The organism is Streptosporangium sp. NPDC002721 (assembly GCF_042888905.1).
Classification (GTDB): Bacteria; Actinomycetota; Actinomycetes; order Streptosporangiales; family Streptosporangiaceae; genus Streptosporangium.
Map to the genome: position 1 here is coordinate 1 of NZ_JBIAQI010000035.1, position 18,180 is coordinate 18,180.

Genomic DNA, 18,180 nt, shown 5'->3' on the forward strand with positions numbered 1-18,180 from the left:
ATCCCGGTGGTCTCCAACCTGACCGGTGAACCCGTCACGGACTTCTCCGCCGATTACTGGGTGCGGCACGTGCGTGAGGCGGTGCGGTTCGCCGACGGCCTGGCCTATCTGCGGGCTGAAGGGGTGGAGACGTTCGTCGAGCTGGGCCCCGATGGTGTGTTGTCGGCGCTGGGTGAGGAGGGGGTGTTCCTCCCGGTGTTGCGCAAGGACAGACCGGAGGCCGAAACCCTGGTGACGGCGCTGGCGAGGGCGTTCGTGGCCGGTGCGAAGGTCGACTGGAAGGCGTACCAGGCGGGCAGCGGCGGGAAGCTGGTCGACCTGCCGACCTACCCCTTCGAGCGTGAGCGTTTCTGGTTGCTGCCGTCGGGGTCGGCCGATCTGGCGGGGGCGGGTCTGGGGTCGGCGGATCATCCGTTGCTGGGGGCGGCGGTGTCGCTGGCCGACGGGGACGGTTTCCTGCTGACCGGACGGCTCTCCACCCAGGCGCAGCCCTGGCTCGCCGACCATGCCGTGGCCGGTACGGCGATCCTTCCCGGTGCCGCGTTCGTCGAGCTCGCCATCCGGGCGGGCGATCACGTCGGATGCGACCGGCTCGACGAGCTGACCCTGCACGCCCCGCTCACCCTCGCCGCCTCCACCGGTGTGCAGGTGCAGATCCTCGTCGGTGCCTCGGACGAGGAGGGACGTCGCACGGTCGGCGTGTATGGATCACCCGCGGGCGAGGACCACTGGACGCACCATGCTGGCGGCGTACTCTCCTCCAGCGACTCCAGCGACTCCAGCGACTCCAGCGACTCCAGCGACTCCAGCGACTCCAGCGACTCCGGTCCGGTCGCCGATCTCGGTGTGTGGCCGCCACCGGGGGCGCGGCCGGTGAACCTGGACGGCTGCTACGAGTCGCTCGCGGACAGGGGGCTGGTCTACGGCGCCGCCTTCCGGAGGCTGCGGGCCGCCTGGCAGGCCGGGGAGACCGTCTACGCGGAAGTGGACCTGGCGGAGGACGCGGAGGCCGGCCGTTACGGTCTGCACCCCGCGTTGCTCGACGCCGCCCTGCACGCCCTCGCGGCGGTGCACGACGACACCGTCGAGACCCGGCTGCCGTTCTCCTGGGAGGGGGTGCGCCTGCATGCCTCCGGTGCCTCGGCCCTGCGCGTACGCCTGACGCCCACCGGAGACGGCGCGCTGTCGATGGAGATGGCCGACGGCACCGGAGCGCCGGTGGCCTCGGTCAGGACGCTGGTCATGCGGCCCGTCGGCGCGACGGCGTCCGGCCTGTCCTCCACCGGCCACGACTCCCTGTACCGGCTCGACTGGCAGGCGGTTCCGGCGACGGGTGACGGCACGCGGACCGGCCCGGCCGGCCGGATCGTGGCGATCGACACCGATTGGGCCGCGACGATCGACGACAGCGGGACCGTGACGGTCGGCGGCGTGACGGTCGACACCGAATGGGCCGTGACGGTCGACGGCGGCTCCGGGGTCGACCTCCTCGCGGCGACCCGCGCCGCCACCGGTCAGGCCCTCGCCGCCGTACAGGAATGGCTGGGGCACGACGACCCGGAGCCGCTCGTTGTCGTCACCCGGGGGGCCGTCATGCCCGGCGGGCCGGTGGGCGCCGCGGTGTGGGGGCTGATCCGCAGCGCTCAGGCGGAGCATCCCGGCCGGATCGTCCTGGTCGACACGGACACCGACGACCCCGGCGCGCTGGCGCGGGCCGTGGCGACCGGCGAGCCGCAGCTCGCTATCCGGGACGGCGAGGTATACATGCCCCGCCTGGCCACCCTGGCCTCGTACGACGGGCTGCTGCCGCCCGCCGGGGAGGGGAACTGGCGGCTGGACGTCTCGCCCCGCGGCAGCATCGACAACCTGGTGCTCGCCGCCCACGACAGCGAACCGCTCGCACACGGGCAGGTGCGCGTCCAGGTGCGGGCCGCCGGGCTCAACTTCCGCGACGTGCTCCTCGCGCTCGGCATGTACCCGGACGACGTGCCGCTCGGCGGCGAAGGCGCGGGCGTCGTCACTGAGATCGGCCCCGGAGTCACCGGTACGGCACCGGGTGACCGGGTGTTCGGCCTGTTCGGCGGGGCGTTCGGCCCGAGTGCGGTCGCCGACCACCGGGTCGTCGCGCGCATCCCGGACGGCTGGTCGTTCGAGCAGGCGGCCTCGGTGCCGATCGCCTACCTGACCGCGTACTACGGCCTGGTCGAACTCGCCGGTCTGCGGCGCGGCGAGGCCGTGCTCGTGCACGCCGCCACGGGCGGGGTGGGCACGGCCGCCGTCCAGCTCGCCCGGCACCTCGGCGCGGAGGTGTTCGCCACGGCGAGCCCCGCCAAGCACGACGTCCTGCGCGGGCTGGGCTTCGACGACGCGCACATCGCCTCCTCGCGCACCCTCGACTTCGAACCGCGGTTCCTGGAGGCGACCGGCGGCAGAGGCGTCGACGTCGTGCTGAACTCCCTCGCCGGAGACTTCGTGGACGCCTCGGCGCGGCTGCTCCCGCGCGGCGGCCGGTTCCTGGAGATGGGCAAGACCGACCTCCGCGACCCCGGTGACATCGCGGCCGGCTACCTGCCGTTCGACCTCATGCGCGCGGAGCCTGAACTGGTCCGGCGCATGTTCACCGCCGTGCTCGCCCTCTTCGCGGACGGCGCGCTGAGGCTCCCCCCGATCGACACCTGGGACGTGCGGCGGGCACCCGACGCCTTCCGCCTCGTCAGCCGGGCACGGCATGTCGGCAAGGTCGTCCTCACCCTGCCCAGGCCGGTCGACCCCGACGGCACCGTGCTGGTCACCGGCGGGACGGGGGCGCTCGGCGCCGTGGTGGCGCGTCATCTGGTGGAGGCGTACGGGATGCGCCGCCTGGTGCTGGCGAGCCGGAGCGGTGAGCGGGCGGCGGGCGTGCCGGAGCTGGTGGCGGAGTTGCGGGGACTGGGGGCCGAGGTCGGAGTGGCCGCCTGCGACGTGGGCGACAGGGAACAACTGCGGGCGGTTGTGGAAGGGATCGGCGCCGACCTGGTGGGAGTGGTGCACGCCGCGGGCGTCGTCGACGACGGCGTCGTGGGCTCCCTGTCGCCGGAGCGATTGGACGGGGTGCTGCGGGCGAAGGCCGATTCCGCGTGGTACATGCACGAGCTGACGCGGGATCTGGACCTGTCGTTCTTCGTGCTGTTCTCCTCGGCGTCGGGGACGCTGGGGAGCGCGGGTCAGGGCAACTACGCGGCGGCGAACGCGTTCCTGGACGGTCTCGCCGCGCTTCGCAGGGCCGAGGGGCTGGCGGGGGTTTCGCTGGGGTGGGGGTTGTGGGAGGAGCGCAGCGGGATCACGGGTGGGCTGGGTGAGGGTGATCTGGCGCGGATGGGCCGGGCGGGGTTCGGCGCGCTGTCCTCGGCGGAGGCGCTGAGACTCCTCGATGTCGCCCTGACCGTGGACGAGCCGGTCCTGGTACCGACGAAGCTGAACCTGAACGCCCTGCGGAACCGCGCCGACGACGTCCCCGCGATGCTGCGCGGCCTGGTGAGGGCTCCCGCGCGCAGGGTGGCGAGGCGGGCGGACCCGGGCACCACGTTCGCCGCGACCCTGGCCGCCATGGCCGAACCGGAGCGCGGGCGTGCCCTCCTCGACGTGGTACGCAAACACGTCGCGGCGGTGCTCGGCCATTCCTCCCCGGAGGCGGTCGGCGTCGACAGCGGGTTCAAGGACCTCGGGTTCGACTCCCTGACGGCGGTGGAGTTCCGCAACCGGCTGGGCGCCGCCGTCGGTACGAGGCTGCCCGCCACGCTGGTCTTCGACTACCCGACCCCGGCCGGCCTGGCCGCCTTCCTCCGCCAGGAACTGCTGGGCACGACCTCGGCCCCGACCGCGGCTGCGGCCCCGGCCGCGGCTGCGGCCCCGGCCGGTCCGGTGGACGACGACCCGATCGTCATCGTCGGCATGGCCTGCCGCCTCCCCGGCGGGGTCACCTCTCCGGAGGAACTGTGGGAGCTGGTGTCCTCGGGCCGGGACGCGGTGTCGGAGTTCCCCACCGGCCGGGGCTGGAGCCTGGACTCCCTCTTCGACGACGACCCCGACCGTGCGGGTACGTCGTACGCGCGGTCGGGGGCCTTTTTGCATGAGGCGGGGGAGTTCGACGCGGGGTTCTTCGGGATCTCTCCGCGTGAGGCGCTGGCGATGGATCCGCAGCAGCGGTTGTTGCTGGAGACCTCTTGGGAGGCGTTCGAGCGAGCCGGGATCGACCCCTCGTCCCTGCGTGGCACCGACACCGGGGTCTTCGTCGGCGGCATGTACCAGGAGTACGGCCCCCGCTACGACCAGGCGGAAAAGGGATCGGACGGCTACCTGCTGACCGGCGGCGCGACGAGCGTGATGTCTGGACGTCTCGCCTACACGTTCGGCCTGGAGGGGGCGGCGGTGACGGTGGACACGGCGTGTTCGTCGTCGCTGGTGGCGTTGCACTGGGCGATGCGGGCGCTGCGGCAGGGAGAGTGCTCGATGGCACTCGTCGGCGGCGTGACGGTGATGGCCTCTCCCGGCATGTTCGTGGAGTTCAGCCGTCAGCGGGGGTTGGCGGCCGATGGGCGGTGTAAGTCGTTCGCGGGTGCTGCGGATGGTACGGGGTGGGGTGAGGGTGTGGGGGTGCTGGTCGTGGAGCGGCTGTCGGATGCTCGGGCGAACGGTCGTCGGGTGTTGGCGGTGGTGCGGGGTTCGGCGGTGAATCAGGACGGGGCGTCGAACGGGTTGACGGCGCCGAATGGTCCTTCTCAGCAGCGGGTGATCGGTCAGGCGTTGGCGGATGCGGGGGTGGCGGCCTCGGGTGTGGATGTGGTGGAGGGGCATGGGACGGGGACGCGGTTGGGTGATCCGATCGAGGCGCAGGCGTTGCTGGCCACCTATGGCCGGGGTCGGGATCGGCCGCTGTGGCTGGGGTCGGTGAAGTCGAACATCGGTCATACGCAGGCGGCCGCTGGGGTGGCCGGTGTGATCAAGATGGTGATGGCGATGCGGCATGGGGTGTTGCCGCCCACGTTGCATGTGGATGAGCCGTCGCCGCACGTGGACTGGTCCTCCGGATCGGTGTCGCTGCTGACCTCACCCGTGTCGTGGCCGGAGATAGACCGTCCAAGGCGGGCGGGGGTGTCCTCGTTCGGGATCAGCGGCACGAACGCGCACGTGATCGTGGAGGAGGCGCCCACCGTCGCGGAGGAGATCACCCTTGTTCAGGAGGGTGGGGTGGTGGTGTGGCCGTTGTCGGCCAGGAGTGGGTCGGCGTTGCGGGTGCAGGCCGAGCGGTTGGGTGCTCATGTGAGGGCTTCGGCGGTGTCGGCTGTGGATGTGGCGCATTCGTTGGCTGCGGGTCGTGCGGTGTTGGAGCACCGGGCGGTGGTGGTGGGCCGGGATCGGGACGAGCTGGTGGGTCGGCTGGCCGCGGGGGATGTGTTGACCGGGGTGGCAGGTCCGGGTGGGTTGGGGTTCTTGTTCACGGGTCAGGGTGCTCAGCGGGCAGGGATGGGCCGGGAGCTGTATGAGGCGTTCCCGGTGTTCGCGGCGGCTTTCGACGAGATCGACGGTTACGTCGAGGGGTCGTTGAAGGAGATGGTGTTCTCCTCGCAAGACGGCCTACTGGATTGGACGCAGAACGCTCAGATCGCGTTGTTCGCGATTGAGGTGGCGTTGTTCCGGTTGCTGGAGTCGTGGGGGGTGCGGCCGGATCTCCTGTTGGGGCATTCGGTGGGGGAGTTGGCGGCGGCTCATGTGGCCGGGGTGATGTCGTTGCGGGATGCGGCCGGTCTGGTGGTGGCGCGGGGCCGGTTGATGCAGGCGCTCCCTGCGGGTGGGGCGATGGTGGCGTTGCAGGCCACCGAGGCAGAAGTGCTGCCTCTCCTTTCCGGCATGGTCTCGGTGGCGGCGGTCAACGGCCCGCAGGCCGTCGTCGTCTCCGGCGACGAGGCCGCGGTGACGGAAATATCCGCTTATTTCACCGCTCAGGGTCGTAAGACCCGTCGCCTGAGGGTCAGTCATGCCTTCCATTCCCCCTTGATGGAGCCGATGCTGGAGGACTTCCACCGGGTCGCCGAGGCCGTGACCTACCGTCCCCCCTCGATCCCGGTCATCTCCAACCTGACCGGCGAACCCGTCACGGACTTCTCCGCCGACTACTGGGTGCGACACGTCCGTGAAGCGGTGCGGTTCGCCGACGGCCTGGCCTACCTGCACTCCCACGGGGTGCGGACGTTCGTCGAGCTGGGCCCCGATGGTGTGTTGTCGGCGCTTGGTGAGGAGGGGGTGTTCCTTCCGGTGTTGCGCAAGGACAGGCCGGAGGCCGAAACCCTGGTGACGGCGCTGGCGAGGGCGTTCGTGGCCGGTGCGAAGGTCGACTGGAAGGCGTACCAGGCGGGCAGCGGCGGGAAGCTGGTCGACCTGCCGACCTACCCCTTCGAGCACCGGCACTACTGGCTGTCGTCGAGGTCGGCGCCGTCGGCCGGGCATCCGCTGCTGGACGTGACGACGCCGCTGGCCGAGGGCGACGGCGTGGTGATGACCGGACGGCTCTCCACCCAGGCACAGCCCTGGTTCGCCGATCACCTCGTGGCCGGTCTCACCGTGGTCCCCGCCACCGCCCTGGCGGAACTCTCCCTGCACGCGGGGGACCAGGTCGGCTGCGACACGCTCGACGAGCTGGTCGTGGAGGTGCCGTTGCTCCTGCCGGAGGCGCGGACGCGGCTGTTGCAGGTGTCGGTGGGCGCGCCGGACGGGACGGGACGGCGACCCCTGGGCGTGTTCTCCCGTGAGGAGGGCGCGCCGGAGGACCTCCCGTGGACCCGGCACGCGACCGGTACGCTGGCCCCGGCCATCCCGGTGGAACCCGCCGAGTTGACGGCATGGCCCCCGCCGGGAGCCGCCGAGGTCGAGGTGGACGGGCTGTACGACGACATGGCCGCCGCCGGGCTCGACTACGGTCCCGCTTTCCGGGGGCTGAGGGCCGCCTGGAGGGACGGCGACCGGCTCTACGCCGAGGTGGCACTGCCCGAGGAACTGGACGTGGCGGGCTTCGGCATCCACCCGGCGCTCCTCGACGCCGCCCTGCACGCGGCCGGGCTGGGCCTGCTGCCGGGCACCGAACAGGGCAGGCTGCCGTTCGCCTTCGACGGGGTACGGCTGCACCGTACGGGAGCGCGGTCGTTGCGCGTGCTGATGACCCCGGACGGCGCGGACGCCGTGTCCCTCGTCCTGGCCGGTGACACGGGCGAGCCGGTGGCCACGATCGGCAGGCTCGCCCTGCGCCCGTTCGCGCCCGAACGGCTGCGCGAGACCCCCGACTCGTTGTTCCGGGTGGAGTGGGTGCCGGTGGTGGGCGGTGAGGTGGCGTCGCCGGGGGTGGTGGTGCGGGTCGGTGCGGGCGGTGAGGGGGACGTGCCGTCGGCGGTGCGGGGTGTGCTGGACGAGGTGCTGGGGGTGGTGCGGGGGTGGGTCGAGGACGTGCGTTCGGGCTCGTCGCGGTTGGTGGTGGTGACGTGTGGCGGGGTGGCGGTGGGTCCGGGTGAGGGGGTGGATCCGGTGGCGTCGGCGGTGTGGGGGCTGATGCGGTCGGTGCAGGCGGAGTTCCCGGGGTTGTTCGCGGTGGTGGACGTGACGCAGGAGGGTGAGGTCCCGGATGAGCTGCCGGTGGGGGAGCCGGGGGTGGCGGTGCGCGGAGGCGTCCTGTACGCGCCGAGGCTGGTCCGGGCACGCGTGCTCCCGTCCCCTTGGAAGCTCGACGGCACGGTACTGGTCACCGGTGGTACGGGGGCGTTGGGTGGTCTGGTGGCCCGTCACCTGGTCACCGAGCACGGCGCGCAGGACCTGCTGCTGGTGAGCAGGAGTGGCCGCGACGCCGATGGAGCCGCCGAGCTGGAGGGTGAGCTGGTGGCGCTGGGGGCCCGGGTCACCGTCGCGGCCTGCGATGTGGGTGATCGGGAGGCGTTACGTGGGCTGCTGGAGGGTTTGGACCGGCCGCTGACCGGTGTGGTGCACGCGGCGGGCGTTCTCGACGACGGGGTCGTCACCTCGCTCACCCCCGAGCGTTTCGACCGGGTGCTCGGGCCGAAGGCGGACGCGGCCTGGCATCTGCACGAGCTGACCCGGCAGATGCCGCTGGCGGCGTTCGTGCTGTTCTCCTCGGCCTCGGCGACCTTCGGTACCGCGGGGCAGGGCAACTACGCGGCGGCGAACGCCTTCCTCGACGGTCTCGCCGCGCGTCGCAGGGCCGAGGGGCTGCCCGCGACCTCCCTGGCCTGGGGACTGTGGGAACACGGCATGGGCGCCGGGCCCGCCGCGGCCGGACGGGCGACGCTGAGCGCCGACGAGGGGCTGGCGCTGTTCGACGCCGCTCTCACAACAGACGAGGCCCTCCTGGCACCCGTACGGCTGGACACCGCCGCGCTCCGCGACGGTGACGTCCCCGCCCTGCTGAGCGGCCTGGTCCGGGCCCGTCCCCGGCGTACGACGGGCGAGACCACGCTGGCCCGGCGGCTGGAGGCGGCGGAGGAGGGGGAGCGCGCGAGGATCGCCCTCGAAGCCGTTCGTTCCCTGGTGGCCGCCGTGCTCGGCCACCCCACGCCGGACGCCGTACCTCCGGGGAGCAAGTTCTCCGAGCTGGGCCTCGACTCGCTCACCGCCGTCGAGCTGCGCAACCGGCTGAACACCGCCACCGGCATGCGGCTGCCCGCCACGCTGGTCTTCGACCATCCCACCCCCGCCGCGCTGGCCGCCTTCGTGACGGCCGAACTGGCCGGTACGCCCGCCGCCTCCGTTCCCGCCGTACGGGCGTCCGCCGTGGACGAGCCGATCGCGATCGTCGCCATGAGCTGCCGCTATCCCGGCGGCGTACGGTCCCCCGAGGATCTCTGGGAGCTGCTGGCCTCCGGTGGCGACGCGATCTCGCTGTTCCCCGCCGACCGGGGCTGGGACCTCGACGCGCTGTACGACCCCGACCCGGACACGCCGGGGACCAGCTACACGCGAGAGGGCGGGTTCCTCTACGACGCCGACCGGTTCGACGCCGAACTGTTCGGGATCGGCCCGCGCGAGGCGCTGGCGATGGATCCGCAGCAGCGGTTGCTGCTGGAGACCACGTGGGAGCTCTTCGAACGGGCGGGCATCGACCCGCTGTCGTTGCGCGGCAGCGACACGGGCGTCTTCGCCGGGATGATGTACCACGACTACGGGACCCTGCTGCCCGCCGTCCCCGGTGAGCTGGAGGGTTATCTCGGGACCGGCACCGCGGGCAGCGTCGCCTCCGGGCGGCTCGCCTACACCTTCGGCCTGGAGGGGCCCGCGGTCACCATCGACACGGCGTGCTCCTCCTCGCTGGTGGCGTTGCACCTGGCCAGCCGCGCGCTGCGGCACGGCGAGTGCTCGCTCGCGGTGGCGGGTGGTGTGACCGTCCTCGCCACGCCGGGCACGTTCGTGGAGTTCAGCCGTCAGCGCGGGCTGGCTCCCGACGGGCGTTGCAAGTCCTTCGCCGCGGCCGCCGACGGTACCGGCTGGGCCGAGGGGGTGGGGGTCCTGCTGCTGGAACGGCTCTCGGACGCGCGTCGCAACGGTCACCAGGTGCTGGCCGTGATCAGGGGCAGCGCGGTCAACCAGGACGGCGCCTCCAACGGCCTGACCGCGCCCAACGGCCCCTCCCAGCAACGGGTGATCCACCGCGCGCTGGCCGACGCGGGCCTCACGCCCGGTGACATCGACATGGTCGAGGCGCACGGGACCGGCACGCCGCTGGGAGACCCGATCGAGGCCCAATCGCTGCTCGCCACCTACGGCCGGGACCGCGACCGGCCGCTCTGGCTCGGATCGGTGAAGTCGAACATCGGGCACACCCAGGCCGCCTCCGGGGTCGCGGGCGTGATCAAGTCGGTGATGGCGATGCGGCACGAGGTGCTGCCCTCGACGTTGCACGTGGATGAGCCCTCGCCGCATGTGGACTGGTCCTCGGGCGCGGTGTCGCTGCTGACCTCACCTGTGCCGTGGCCGGGGGCGGGGCGTCCGAGGCGGGCGGGGGTGTCCTCGTTCGGGATCAGCGGCACGAACGCGCACGTGATCGTGGAGGAGGCACCTGCCGTCGCGGAAGAGATCACCCCTGTTCAGGAGGATGGGGTGGTGGTGTGGCCGTTGTCGGCCAGAAGTGAATCGGCGTTGCGTGCGCAGGCCGAGCGGCTGGGCGCTCATATGAAGGCTTCGGCGGTGTCGGCCGTGGATGTGGCGCATTCGCTGACTGCAGGCCGTGCGGTGTTGGAGCACCGGGCCGTGGTGGTCGGCCGGGATCGGGACGAGCTGGTGGGTCGGCTGGCGCAGCTGGCTGCGGGGGATGTTTCGGCTCAGGTGGTCTCCGGGACGACCGGTCCGGGTGGGCTGGGATTCTTGTTCACCGGTCAGGGTGCTCAGCGGGCAGGGATGGGCCGGGAGCTGTATGAAACCTTCCCCGTCTTCGCGGCCGCTTTCGACGAGATCGACGGTCACGTCGAGGGTTCGTTGAAGGAGACGGTGTTCTCCTCGCAAGACGGCCTACTGGATCAGACGCAGAACGCTCAGATCGCGTTGTTCGCCCTTGAGGTGGCGTTGTTCCGGTTGCTGGAGTCGTGGGGGGTGCGGCCGGACCTCCTGCTGGGGCACTCGGTGGGGGAGCTGGCGGCGGCTCATGTGGCCGGGGTGATGTCGTTGCGGGACGCGGCCCGTTTGGTGGTGGCGCGGGGCCGGTTGATGCAGGCCCTTCCCGCGGGCGGAGCCATGGTCGCGTTGCAGGCCACCGAAGCAGAAGTACTACCCCTTCTGCACGGCAGCGTCTCAATAGCAGCGGTCAACGGCCCGCAGGCCGTCGTCGTCTCCGGCGACGAGGCCGCAGTGGCGGAAATATCCGCTTATTTCACCGCGCAGGGCCGTAAGACCCGTCGCCTGCGGGTCAGTCATGCCTTCCATTCCCCCTTGATGGAGCCGATGCTGGAGGACTTCCGCCGAATCGCCGAGGCCGTGACCTACCGTCCCCCCTCGATCCCGGTCATCTCCAACCTGACCGGTGAACCCGTCACGGACTTCTCCGCCGAGTACTGGGTGCGGCACGTGCGTGAGGCGGTGCGCTTCGCCGACGGCCTGGCCTATCTGCACTCCCACGGGGTGCGGACGTTCGTCGAGCTGGGCCCTGACGGTGTGCTGTCGGCGATGGGCCAGGACTCCGTGGACGACAGCCTGTTCGTCCCGGCGCTGCGCGGAGAACGGCCCGAGGTGACGGCCCTGTACACCGCCGTCGCGACGGCCTACACGCGGGGCGCCCTGCCGGACTGGGCGGCCGTGCTCGGCGGGCGCGGCAGGCGGGTGGATCTGCCGACCTACGCCTTCCAGCGGCAGCGCTACTGGCTCGAACCACCCCGGACGCCTCCCGCCGAGCGGGCCGGGGCGTGGCGGTACCGGGTCGAGTGGCGGCCGGTGAGCGGGACCGGCACACCGGTGCTGAGCGGCACCTGGCTGCTCGCCGCCCCCGAGGACGAGCCGCTGGCCGACGCCTGCGAGGCCGCCGTACGACGGCATGGGGCCGAGGTGGTGCGGATCTCCGCGGACGCCCCCCGCCTGCCCGCGGACACCGGGACGATCAGCGGGGTGTTGTCCCTGCTCGCGCTCGACGAGGAGCCGCATCCGTCCCACCCGGTCGTCCCCCGCGGGCTGGTCCGCACGCTCGACCTGGTCAAGGCGCTCGACGCGGCCGGGGTGACGGCCCCCCTGTGGCTCGCCACCCGCGGCGCCATCGACGTGGGCGGGACCGGCGCTGACTCCAACGCCGGGGTGTCCAGCGGAACGGGATCCCTCGCCCAGTCGCAGACATGGGGACTCGGCCTCGCGGTCGCGCTGGAGTACCCGCGGCTCTGGGGCGGCCTGGTCGACCTTCCCGAGTCGCTCGGCCACCGGGAGGCCGGCCACCTGATCCACGCGCTGGCGGGCTCACTGGGAGAGGGCGCGAGGGAGAACCCGTCAGGGAGCGCCGACGGCGGCACTGAGGACCAGGTCGCCATCCGCCCGGCGGGCCCGCTGGTCCGCCGCCTCGTCCGCGCGGGCGCGCCGGTGCGGCGGAGGGACTTCCGTCCTGCGGGGACCGTCCTCGTCACCGGCGGCACCGACGGTCTCGGCGCGGCCGTCGCCCGCCGCCTGGCGTCCGAGGGCGCCGAACACCTGCTGCTGACACATCTCGCCGATGCCCCCGAGGGCGGGACCGTGGACCGGCTGGTGGCCGAGCTGGAAGAGCTGGGCGCGGGGCGGGTCTCGGTCGTCGGGTGCGATCTGGCCGACCGGCGCGCGGTGGAGGAACTGCTCGGCACGGTGCCCGGCCTCACCGCCGTGTTCCACGCCGCGGGCGTGCCGGGCGTTGCCGCGCTCGCCGACCTCGACGTACCGGCTCTCGCCGGAGCGCTCGGGGAGAAGGCGGCGGGCGCCGTGAACCTGCACGACGCGCTCCGCGGCCGGGACCTCGACGCCTTCGTGCTGTTCTCCTCCGTCGCGGGCGTGTGGGGAGGCGCGGGCCAGGGCGCCTACGCCGCGGCCGACGCCTCCCTGGACGCGCTCGCCGCGCGCCGGAGGGCGCTCGGCCTGACCGCCACCTCGGTCGCCTGGGGGCTCTGGGAGGAGCCGGGGCAGGCGGACGCCGAGCGGCGTGACCAGCTCCGCCGCCGGGGGGTGTCCGCCATGGCGACCGAGGCCGCCCTGGCCGCGCTGTGGCAGGCCGTCGGGGAGGACCGGGCCACCGTCACGGTCGCCGACGTCGACTGGGCGCGTTTCGCCCCGGTGTTCACCGCACTGCGGGCCCGCCCGCTGATCTCCGACCTCCCCGAGGTACGGCTGGCGCTGGGCGAGACCGCGGGAGAGCCCGGCGACGGGCGGGTTCCCGAGCTGGTGACACGGCTCGCGGGCCTGTCCGAGGGGGAGCGGCGGCAGCGGCTGCTGCGCGTCGTCCGGGCCGAGGCGGCGACGGCGCTCGGCCACGACTCCCCTGACGCGGTCCCTCCGGCGAGGCCCTTCCTCGACCTCGGCTTCGACTCGCTGGCGGCCGTCGGCCTGCGCAACCGGCTGGCCGCGGCCACCGGCCTGAGACTGCCCGCGACCGTGGCCTTCGACCATCCGAACGCGGAGGCGCTGGCCGCCTATCTCGACAGCAGGCTGGACCCCGAGGCCGGGCCGTCGATCGACGCCGGGCTCGACTCCCTGGCCGCCACGCTCGGCGCGCTCGACACGGCCGACCCGGAGCGGCTGCGCATCACGGCACGGCTTCGGACGCTGGTCGCGGAACTGACCCGCGAACCGGCCGACACCGGGCCGCGGAGCATGGCCGAGCTGGTCGAGGAGGCTTCGGACGACGAGCTCTTCGGGCTGCTGGACGCGGAATTCGGCGAGGGAGGACCCGGGCTGTGAACGAGGACAAGCTGCGCGAATACCTCAAGCGCGCCACGGTCGAGCTGCACGAGACCCGCCGGCGGCTGCACGAGCTGGAACAGCGGCGGCACGAGCCCATCGCGATCGTCGCGGCGAGCTGCCGCTATCCCGGCGGCGTACGCTCCCCGGAGGACCTGTGGGAGCTCGTCGCGGGCGAGGTGGACGCCGTGGGGCCCTTCCCCGCCGACCGGGGCTGGGACATGGAGGCGCTCTACCACCCCGATCCCGACCACCCGGGCACGTCGTACGTCCGCGAGGGCGGGTTCCTGGACACGGCGGGAGACTTCGACGCCGCGTTCTTCGGCATCTCCCCGCGCGAGGCGCTGGCCATGGACCCCCAGCAGCGGCTGCTCCTGGAGACCTCCTGGGAACTGCTCGAACGCGCCGGCATCGACCCGGGCACGCTGCGCGGCGGCCACACCGGCGTCTTCATCGGCTCCAGCGGCCAGGACTACGGCGCGTTGCTCCAGTCGGCGGCCGAGGACGTCGTGGGCTACCAGATGACCGGCGTGGCGGCCAGCGTGCTGTCGGGCCGGCTGTCCTACAGCTTCGGCTGGGAGGGGCCCGCGGTCACCGTGGACACCGCGTGCTCGGCGTCCCTGGTGGCCCTGCACCTCGCCTGCCAGTCGCTGAGGCTGGGCGAGTGCCCGCTCGCCGTCGCGGGCGGCGTGGCGGTGATGTCCATCCCCGCGGGGTTCGTGGAGTTCAGCCGTCAGCGCGGGCTGGCCCCGGACGGGCGTTGCAAGTCCTTCGCCGCGGCCGCCGACGGTACCGGCTGGGCCGAGGGGGTGGGTGTCCTGCTGCTGGAACGGCTCTCGGACGCGCGTCGCAACGGTCACCAGGTGCTGGCCGTGATCAGGGGCAGCGCGGTCAACCAGGACGGCGCCTCCAACGGCCTGACCGCGCCCAACGGCCCCTCCCAGCAACGGGTGATCCGCGCCGCGCTGGCGGGTGCGGGGCTCGCGGCGGGCCAGGTGGACGCCGTGGAGGCGCACGGCACGGGGACCCCGCTGGGGGACCCGATCGAGGCCCAGGCGCTGCTGAGCGTCTACGGCGAGAACCGTCCCGCGGACCGGCCCCTGTGGCTCGGCTCGATCAAGTCCAACATCGGCCACAGCGCGGGCGCGGCCGGTGTCGCGGGGGTGATCAAGATGGTGATGGCGATGCGGCACGGCGTCCTGCCGCGCACGCTGCACGTCGACGAGCCCACGCCGCAGGCGGACTGGTCCTCCGGGGCCGTCGCCCTGCTCACCGGGTCGCGCCCCTGGCCCCGGGGCGACGAACCGCGCCGCGCCGGGATCTCCTCCTTCGGCGTGAGCGGCACCAACGCCCACACCATCCTCGAAGAACCCCCCGCGGACACCCCCGCCGCCCCTCCGCTCACCGCACCCGCACCCGCACCTGTATCCGCACCCGCCACCGTTCCGCGCCCGGTCACCCCGGCGTCCCCCGACGGCGCCGCCCCCGGGACCGAGCGGGCGTACGGCGGCCCGGTGCCCTGGGTGCTGTCGGCGCGCAGCGCCACCGCGCTGCGCGCCCAGGCCGCCCGCCTCCGCGCGCACCTGACGGATCTCCCCAACCACAGCGAGCCGGACGAGCCGGACGAGCCGGACGAGCCGGACACGGTGGAACCAACAGGCACGGCGGATACGACGAACCCGGTGGACGCGACGGTGGCGGACGTGGCCTGGTCGCTGGCCACCACCCGCGCCTCCTTCGAGCACCGGGCCGTCCTCGTCGCCACGGGACGGGAGCGGTTCGGCCGCGCGCTGGACGCGCTGGCCGGGCGGCGGCCCTCCGCCGACGTCATCGAGGGCGTGGCGCCGCCGGACGGCGCCCGGGTGGCGTTCGTCTTCCCCGGGCAGGGCGCGCAGTGGCCGGGCATGGGCGCCGAGCTGCTGCGCGCGTCCCCGGTGTTCGCCGAGGAGATCGCCCGCTGCGCCGAGGCGCTCGCCCCGTACGTGGACTGGTCCCTGACCGGCGTGCTCCGGGGTGAGGAGGGCGCGCCCGGCCTGGACCGGGACGACGTCGTCCAGCCCGCGCTGTGGGCCGTGATGGTCTCGCTGGCGGGCCTGTGGCGGTCGCTGGGCGTACGCCCGGCCGCGGTGACCGGCCACTCGCAGGGCGAGATCGCCGCCGCCACCGTCGCGGGCGCGCTGTCCCTCGACGACGCGGCCAGGGTCGTCGCGCTGCGGTCGGCGGCGCTGGCCGGGCTCACCGGCGGGTACGGCATGCTGTCCGTCGCGCTCCCCGCCGAGCGGGCGGCCGGACGGCTGGCCCCCTGGGACGGCCGGCTCTCGCTCGCCGCGGTGAACGGCCCCGCCTCCGTCGTCGTCGCCGGGGACACCGACGCGCTGGCCGGGCTGCTGGCCGGTTGCGAGGCCGACGGGGTGCGCGCCAGGACGGTCCGGGTCGCCTACGCCTCGCACTCGCCGCAGGTCGAGGCCGTCCGCTCCCGGTTGCTGGCCGACCTGGCGCCGATCGTGCCCAAGGCGTCCGAGGTGCCCTTCTACTCGACCGTCACCGGGCGGCCCGCCGACACCACCGGCCTGGACGCCGCGTACTGGTACCGCAACCTGCGCGAACAGGTCCGCTTCGCCGACGCGGTCGGGGCGCTGCTCGGGGACGGGCACACCCTGTTCGTGGAGTGCGGCCCCCACCCGGTGCTGTCGGTCGGGGTCCAGGAGAGCGCGGAGGCGGCGGGCGCCGAGGTGGCGGTGGTGCCCACCCTGCGGCGCGACCAGGCGGGAGCCGACGACTTCCTGCGTTCCGCCGCGCGGGCCCACGTCCACGGCGCGCGGGTCGACTGGACGCGGGTGCTGGCCCCGGCCCGCCGGGTGGGCCTGCCGACCTACCCCTTCGAGTCGCGGCGCTACTGGTTGTCGGCCGGGTACACCGCCCGCGCGCTCGGGACGGACCCGCCCGGAGCGGACCTCACGGACGAGGCCGCCGAGCAGGCCGCCCTGGCCGGGCGGCTCGCCGGGCTCGGCCGCGACGGGCGCGAGGAGGTCCTGCTGGACCTGGTACGCGCCCACGCCGCCGCCGTGTTCCGGCTGGACGCCCCCGCCACGATCGGCGCGGACCATCCCCTTCCCGACCTCGGGCTCGACTCGCTGACGGCGATGGAGCTCAGGAACCGGCTGAGCCGGGCCACCGGGCTGCCGTTGCGGGTGGCCCTGGTTTTCGAACATCCGACCCCCAGAGCGCTCGCCCGGCATCTGCTGGCGGGCCTCCCCACGGTGCCAGAGGTGCGAGAGAGATGAACACGAGCAAGGTGCTGATCGTCGGGGCCGGGCCCTGCGGTCTCATGACGGCGGTCGAGCTGACCCGCCGCGGCGTCGCGGTGACGGTGGTGGACGCCGAGGAGGAGGGCGCCAGGGGGTCGCGGGCGGTGCTGCTGTGGCCGTACTCCCTGGAGCTCTTCGACGGGCTTGGGCTGCGCGCCGAGGCGGACAAGCGGGGGCTGAACGTCCAGGCGCTCAGCTACCACACCGCGCCGGGCACCGTGCTGCGGCTGCCGCTGGACTCGCACCACGCGCCGCTGGTGCTGCCCCAGCAGGACACCGGCGAGCTGCTGGAGGAGGAGCTGCGCAGACTCGGCGGCACGGTGGAACGCGGCCTGCGGGTGACCGGCCTGGTCACCGGCCCCGACTCCGTCACGGTCACCGCGCACCGGGCCGACGGCACAGAGGTCGTCCTGACGGCGGACTGGCTCGTCGGCGCCGACGGCCACCACAGCACGGTCCGCGAGAAGCTCGGCATCGTCTTCCCCGGGGAGCAGGTCCCCACCTCGTTCCTGATCGCCGAGGGCCCGCTGGAGGGCGCCTTCGACACCGATTCGGTCAACTACTACCTGGGCCGTACGGGCGTGATGCTCATCGCGCCGCTGCCCGGCGGCAAGGCCCGCATCTCCGGCACCCTGGACGGCGGCACCGAAGCCACGCCCGAGACGGCGCGGCGCATGCTGGACGAGCGCGGGCCCGGCGGGCTGCGCTTCACGGAGGTGACGCTCGCCTCCGTCTTCACCAGCAGCGAGCGCGTCGCCAACACCTTCCGCGCCGGACGCTGCTTCCTGGTGGGCGACGCCGCGCACGTGCACACCCCGACCGGCGGGCAGGGGCTCAACCTCGGTTTCGCCGACGTGCGCAACCTGGCCTGGAAGCTGGCCGGCGTGATCGAGGGCAGGTACGCCCCGGCCATCCTGGACAGCTACGACGCCGAGCGGCACGCGGCGGCCGAGCAGACCGTCGCGGCCACCGGCAGGATGACCCGCAACGCGGTGCTCGGGCCGGTGGCCCTCCTGGTGCGCAACACGCTCATGAGCCTGGCCCACCGCACCGGCGTGCTGGCCAGGCAGCTGGTCCCCATGCTCGCCGGGTGGCAGGTGCGCTACCCCGACGCCCTCGGCCTGGCGGGCCAGAGGACGCCCAGGGGCCTGCCCGCACCGGGCACCCGCAGCCCCGCCTGGCCCCTCGAACCCGACCCCGACCCGATCGGGCGCTTCCAGCTCGTCAGCATGGGCCCGGCGGACGGCACGATGAGCCGCCGCGGGCGCGGGCTCGCCGAGGAGGAGCCCACCCTGGTCACGCACCGCCACCGCACCACCGCGGGCAGCGGGTTCGTCCTGCTGCGGCCCGACGGCTACGTCGCCGCGGCCGGACGGGAGACCGACTTCCCCCCGCTCGTCCGCGCACTGAAGCAGATCCTCCCCACCCCCACCCTGGAGCGCTAGTC

General features: G+C 73.5%; 3 protein-coding genes. All 3 read left to right on the top strand.

All coding sequences use genetic code 11. The features are described 5' to 3' along the window. Positions 1-69 precede the first annotated feature (69 nt). The 3 genes from ACFYWM_RS37940 to ACFYWM_RS37950 are packed head-to-tail and all read left to right on the top strand — an operon-like array spanning position 70 to position 18,178. Positions 70-13,425 carry an SDR family NAD(P)-dependent oxidoreductase gene (locus tag ACFYWM_RS37940; RefSeq protein ID WP_389924458.1) on the top strand — a complete coding sequence of 4,452 codons (13,356 nt, stop codon included), beginning with the start codon at positions 70-72 and terminating at the stop codon, positions 13,423-13,425. After that, positions 13,422-16,709, top strand: coding sequence for a type I polyketide synthase (locus ACFYWM_RS37945; RefSeq protein WP_389924461.1), 3,288 nt, complete (start codon positions 13,422-13,424; stop codon positions 16,707-16,709). The genes ACFYWM_RS37940 and ACFYWM_RS37945 overlap by 4 nt, the downstream gene beginning before the upstream one ends. Further along, complete coding sequence (locus ACFYWM_RS37950; protein ID WP_389924464.1) at positions 16,706-18,178, top strand: FAD-dependent oxidoreductase; 1,473 nt, start codon at positions 16,706-16,708, stop codon at positions 18,176-18,178. Before ACFYWM_RS37945 ends, ACFYWM_RS37950 begins: the two co-directional genes overlap by 4 nt. The last annotated feature ends 2 nt before the right edge of the window (positions 18,179-18,180 follow it).

Bases quoted from the DNA above. Each gene is read 5' to 3' on its own strand.
- ACFYWM_RS37950 (WP_389924464.1), top strand. From the start codon at position 16,706: ATGAACACGAGCAAGGTGCTGATCGTCGGGGCCGGGCCCTGCGGTCTC.